Raw genomic sequence first — 5,785 nt, forward strand, 5'->3', positions numbered from 1 at the left:
ATCGAGGTGCAAGCCCAAAACGCCAACTTCAATATGGCTGCCAAACAAGATATCAAAGTGGATAGTGTCGATGGCAAGGTGACCATTACCGCCAAAGACAACCTCACCCTTATCTGCGGTGGCTCTTATATCAAAATCAGCAGTGAAGGCATAGAACTTGGCACGCAGGATAATATCTATCTTAAATGTAATGTGATGCAGAAGATGGGGGTGGCAGATATGAATATTGATGATTTATCGTTACCCGACATTATTGGTGATTATGCAGTTAAATTTATATGTAAAGATGAATCAGGAAAAATCTACGCCAATGAACGTTACATTGCTACGCTCCCCAATGGCAAAAAGGTGCAAGGTCAAACCGATAAAAATGGATATACACAAGCATTTCATTCTGTGGATGAAAACGAAATAATCACCCTGGAATTAATTAGTAGGTAAGTTTAAATATGCCAAATGATAATGAAAATACTAAAACATGTATAAAATTTAGTGCAAAAACAAGTAAGCTAGAGAAAGGTGAAGTTGTTGCTGAACTAGTGGTTTTAGAAAATGTACCAACTCCTTTATTTGTGTTATTTGCTTATGGGGGAGATGGCGCAGCAGACTTTGAAAGGGCTGCTACTAATAAAAAAAAGCGATTAGAAAAAAAATACCCAGATGCCGAAATTCGAATCATAAAAGGTTTCCTCTATCCCAATGAGTTTAAGGAAGAGTGGACAAAATTATATAATGAACTCACACACCCCGAAACATCTTGTCAATATGCTTTATGGCAAATTCACTATTTTGGTCATGGCGGGCATAATGCGCTTTATTTAAAAGGAGAAGGAAATGATATTTATTTTAACGATCAAGACAATATGGAAGTTTTACCTTGGCATCCTAACGAAGGGATTTTTGTTTTACACTCCTGCCGAGGTGGGGCATATGAAGATACTTGTGATAAAGATATGATTGAACAACAAATTTGTTTGGCTAAAACGATTTCAGAAAAGCAAAAAACCCGTTGTTTAGGGCAAGTGACTTATGGTAATTTTGCTACCAATATTACAAAGTTCAATGATATTTTGATTGGTGGGGGAATAGGGGGGATGCATGATTCAAATAAAGATCTATCAGCAGAAGAAGAAGCAAAACAATATTGCTATCGCTCTAATCGGGTTTTCAACGCAATAGCCCAAATTCATTCTGATGGTGCTCTATGGGGATATGCTTTATTGACGGGAAAAACCAAAACTAAAGTGTTAAAATTAAAAAATAAATATGAAAATAATAAGGATATTCAAAACTCAACGCTTCCAAAGCTATACCCCATTTACCAAGAAATTGAAAAATTATCCTCTAAAAATCAAATTCTCCCTTGTCGGGTATTTAATAATGGTACGTTAGAACCACGTATTGTGGAAGTGGATGTTTTTAATCAAAATGATTTGGAGTATCTTTAATGCATAATCTTACCAAAACAACAAAATCAATCCTAAAGAAAATCACTATAGCTATTGGTTTTTGTTTGATTATTGGTATTGTGTATTTTTATTTTGATAATTCATTAAATTTAGATGATAACCTTGTTCAACCGGAAACTACAATTATGGACTATACAATTTATCCTTCAACTATTCCTGAAAACGAATTATTACGCATAGATGAAGCTAAAAAGCTATATCGATATGCATTCGACGATCAAGTATTCTATGGAGTAGTTAATCCTGATAGCTTAGTAAAATTTATTAAACATGCTTGGCAATGGGATAAAAATGCAATGCCTTATTATTATGATCTGCTTCATTGGGAAGATTTATATGATGGAAGGGGAAAAGAAGATGGAATCATGATGTCTTTTGCTGAGTTTATACGTAAATATCGTGATCAGTTAGTGGATAATGCCGGTAATCCACTAGTTGAGCCTAAAGTGTTTAGAAGTATTCAAATGAGAGGTTATTTATGGGATAAATTTGCTGATTTAAAATATCCCTATTTTGCTTATCGTAAGAGTAGTCATTATGCTCCTTGTGGATTTGATGAAAGAGGAATAGCGAAACTATGCAAAGATGAACAATTAGAAGAAAGTATTAAATATCTGAACTATGCCCTTGAAGGGGGCTATCATTGCTACGAAAAATTGATAGCCCAAATGTTATTTCAACAAGGACGTCACTATAAAAATCAGCAATATAAGCAACTGAATAAATTAACTGAATACCGAAAATCCTTAAAATCAGAAGATTTAAAACTGTCGATTGATTATGCGCAGTTAATGGCGGAGCATAGCTCGATTATTGGTATATTACGGGTTACCGAAGCCTATTTATATGGACTAGGTCGTGAACATGATGTTGTTAAAGCCTATGCGTGGTCGCTATTAAGTGATTATGCAAAACAAAAAATAGAAGAACAAGGTAACAATCTGGCTTGGCATGCTTACCAACTTCCCCCAGTTTGGGAATATAACAAGGAAATTCAAACACGTTTAGAAAAAATTCTTAATTCAGCACAACAACAAGCTGCTCAAGACTACCTGACGGAGCTTCAAACCAAGATTATTGATTGGAATTATAATCGCTGGCGAGATCAAATTGATGACTTTCATCCTAAGCCATAATTTGTTTTTAAGTGTTATATCTAACGGAGTTAATGTTGAATATAAAAAGGCTCAAGGAGAAGCAATAAATAATGAAATATTACAAATTGAAATACAGTCATCGGATACTGAGATAAAGACATTATGGATAAAAAATGAAGCGGCTATTGCCAAAGTAGCCAAACCCAATGGGGAGTTGTCTTTAGCCGAAAACACGGCGGCTTGGACTAAGCATCCTTTACAAGCGAGCAATATACCCAGTAGTGCGCTGATTGTGGGCACGGCATTACAGGTCGAGATGAATGATGCAAAGTTATCACTAAGCGACAATCGAGCAATAGATGCACAAGGTAACTTGTGGTTAAAAGTCGATGTACTTGATGATAAAAACCGAGAAAGAAGTGGTTGGGTGTTAGTGAATGGTGAAGGTGCTAAGCGGGTCTGTTGTTGGGATTGGTTTGATTTTACGCAGATAAAAGAAACGTCCACATTAAAAGACATCTACCTTGACGCAGACAAATCGTTAAAACGCAATAAAGACAACCATTCATTATCGCAATATAAACCAACGATAAAAGAAACATTATCCATCCTTGATAAGCAACACCCGGTTGAAACAAATATATATACCGGTATAAAAGAAGCGAGTTTTAAAGGTATTGCAGATAAACCGATGTTATTTACGGCATTAAGTCGTGTATTAGTCAATTACGAAAGTGAATGGTATAGTGAAATTGATGCTGAAGGCAAAATGCCGAAATGGGAAGAATTAAACAGCGAGATGACCGAAGATGCTAAAAATCTATTAGGTTATTTACAAACGGGTGATGAAGCAAAATTCGATGCATATTTAAGTAGTGTAGGTAAAGCAAAGGACTCTCCGGAAGCAAAAGGGTTTGAAACACTAAGACGAGAAATAAGCCGTTTTCCTGCAGATTATAAAGAATCACCATCGGAAAAGTTGACTAAAGCGCAATTTGAATCTTATGCCAAAATGGAAGCATTAGAAAAACAAGTAACAGCTTGGGAAAAGACCAAAGAGAAGATAAAAAAGATGTTATGGTGGGATGATGTGGCTAAAGGCTTATCGAAGTTAAACCAACAAAACGACACGCCCCCAAAAAATGGCGAGGCAACCAGTACCCCAACCACCGAAGCAGAAACCTCCCCACCAGCCACACTTAGCGCTGATGGTAAGGCGTGGTTTATTCATCCTGTAACAATGCATATTTTTAATTTTGAAAGTTGTGTGTGTAATAAGCATATAACTGAAGATCAATTTAAATCAATAATGCCTAATGATATTTTGCGTAACGGATTATTTTATAAAATGAATAACGATTTGAAAAATACATCATTAAGTACGTTTCTTTTAAAATTGAATAAGTATTTTACTCAACACAATGTTACTAGCTGTCTTCAGAAAGCGCATTTTATATCGCAGATATTATGTGAAAGTGATTTTTTTAGAACAGCAGAAGAATATAAAAATAAGGATGGTTCAACGCCTTCTCATTGGAACAATTATAAAGGAGGCGCAAATTATCATGGTAGAGGACTTATTCAAATTACCCATAACTATAATTATGACTCTTTCGGTAAATATATTAATAACAACACACTTAAAGATAACCCGGATATAGTATGTTCTACTTTAGATTTTACAATAAAATCTGCATTTTGGTATTGGATAAATGGAAGTGCGTGGGGAAATATTAATAGCATTGCAGCAAATAATGACTTTCTTAAAGTTACCATGGCTGTAAATGGTGGATATAACCATGTTGTAGAAAGAAATAAGGCACTTATCACTTTATACGATAAGTTTAATATTAAGAACTGTCTTTTATATCACGATATTAAGTTTGATAACTATTCTTTTGATACAAGTGCAATGGTTAATAGTAAATGGTATGAAAATAACAAAAATAAAGTAAAAGAAGTTGAAACAGCTTTAAAAGATTTCTATACAACATTACAAAGGTAAAATTAACATGAAAAAAAAAAATTATTTTTATTATTTTGTTTTATTTGAATTTTCCTTTATATGCTCAAATATGTAGTGAAACAAAATCAAATGATCTTAAAGGGCAATTTATCAATGGCGATAAATTCAATGGTAAATATACATATTGCCGTTTCAGTAAACCTGAAGAAGGTATAATTTCGCAAATTGATTTGAACTTGGACATAGATGGAAATGTAAATAATTATATTTATATAGGAGGGATGAATCCTTCAATTGAGATTTCAGACTTGGGAATTATATCCATTTTTGATAAATTTGGCGGTATGCAAAGCCCTGCTAAAATAACTTATTTAACAAGTAAAAATAAGAAGTTAATTAAAATAGGAGAAATATACTTAGATTTTTCCCTTGGACAGGTTACTGATTATTCAATTGAAAATATTGATGATAATACTGATAAATTTATTGAAACTATTTTATCAAAAAAACAAGATTCTTTTATTAACAAAGCTACCCTTTCATATACAGATTATTTTATTTTGTTTTTAGCTAAGAATTTGTTAAAAACAAATATAGATACAGTTTGGCAAGATAAGTTTTATACTAAATTACTTTCAATGGGATATGAAGATATTATCACACTTTATAATCAAAATATATTTTATAAAGATTCAACTCTTTGTAAAAAGAGTCAGAATGAAAAAGATGCGTTCGGTTGTCGAATTGGTAATAATCAATTATCAATTTGCTACAATTATGTAACTCATAATTTACTGTATCGATTTGGAAATAAATCAAATATAAAATTAGAATTAATAAAAGAATTAACTAATCAAGATGGAAGTGCTCATATAATAACTTTTGTTAATAAAAATACTCAATACTTGATAAATACTCAACCAAAAAATGAGTCTATTCAAATAATCCAAAATGGAAAACGTTTAAATAACTATAAATGTGAAAAAAATTCTGTTGAACCAATGATGTTAAACAGTTTTAATTGACTATTTTAATTTCAAAATATAAATGCAGAGGATTGATGTGTAAATGCCCCAAACTTAGTACACAACTCACATAGAAAATCATGCTGCTTGTTTTAATGTTTTATACTCAATCGGTGTCATGTTATTTAATGCCTCATGCGGTCTTTCGGTATTATAAATCGTTAACCATTCTTCGGTTATTCTCCTTGCTTGTGCTAAGTTGTTAAAAAGATATAAATCGAGTACTTC

6 protein-coding genes are annotated in these 5,785 nt (G+C 32.7%); 5 read left to right on the forward strand and 1 reads right to left on the reverse strand.

The genetic code is table 11. The features are described from left to right. The 5 genes from ACGH6Q_RS11855 to ACGH6Q_RS11875 form a co-directional block, all read left to right on the forward strand. Nucleotides 1-441, forward strand: a 441-nt coding sequence (locus tag ACGH6Q_RS11855) for a DUF2345 domain-containing protein (RefSeq protein ID WP_411592925.1), incomplete at its 5' end; no start/stop codon positions are given. An 8-nt stretch (nucleotides 442-449) separates the two neighbouring features. After that, entirely contained in the window at nucleotides 450-1,448 is a 999-nt protein-coding gene (locus ACGH6Q_RS11860) for a hypothetical protein (protein WP_411592926.1), read from the forward strand. Next, entirely contained in the window at nucleotides 1,448-2,605 is a 1,158-nt protein-coding gene (locus tag ACGH6Q_RS11865) for a hypothetical protein (protein ID WP_411592927.1), read from the forward strand. The genes ACGH6Q_RS11860 and ACGH6Q_RS11865 overlap by 1 nt, the downstream gene beginning before the upstream one ends. Continuing rightward, entirely contained in the window at nucleotides 2,583-4,571 is a 1,989-nt protein-coding gene (locus tag ACGH6Q_RS11870) for a glycoside hydrolase family 19 protein (RefSeq protein ID WP_411592928.1), read from the forward strand. Before ACGH6Q_RS11865 ends, ACGH6Q_RS11870 begins: the two co-directional genes overlap by 23 nt. 44 nt (nucleotides 4,572-4,615) lie before the next feature. Continuing rightward, nucleotides 4,616-5,557 carry a hypothetical protein gene (locus ACGH6Q_RS11875; protein ID WP_141673627.1) on the forward strand — a complete coding sequence of 314 codons (942 nt, stop codon included), beginning with the start codon at nucleotides 4,616-4,618 and terminating at the stop codon, nucleotides 5,555-5,557. A gap of 78 nt (nucleotides 5,558-5,635) precedes the next feature. On the opposite strand, the gene ACGH6Q_RS11880 is transcribed toward ACGH6Q_RS11875, so the two are convergent. Continuing rightward, nucleotides 5,636-5,785, reverse strand: a 150-nt coding sequence (locus ACGH6Q_RS11880; RefSeq protein ID WP_411592929.1) for an integrase core domain-containing protein, incomplete at its 5' end; no start/stop codon positions are given.

The organism is Gilliamella sp. BG2 (assembly GCF_046635645.1).
GTDB classification, from domain to species: domain Bacteria; phylum Pseudomonadota; class Gammaproteobacteria; order Enterobacterales; family Orbaceae; genus Gilliamella; species Gilliamella bombi.

What these genes read in the sequence shown, in the direction of transcription:
- ACGH6Q_RS11860 (WP_411592926.1), top strand. Translation starts at nt 450, where the DNA reads ATGCCAAATGATAATGAAAATACTAAAACATGTATAAAATTTAGTGCA.
- ACGH6Q_RS11865 (WP_411592927.1), top strand. Translation starts at nt 1,448, where the DNA reads ATGCATAATCTTACCAAAACAACAAAATCAATCCTAAAGAAAATCACT.
- ACGH6Q_RS11870 (WP_411592928.1), top strand. Translation starts at nt 2,583, where the DNA reads ATGACTTTCATCCTAAGCCATAATTTGTTTTTAAGTGTTATATCTAAC.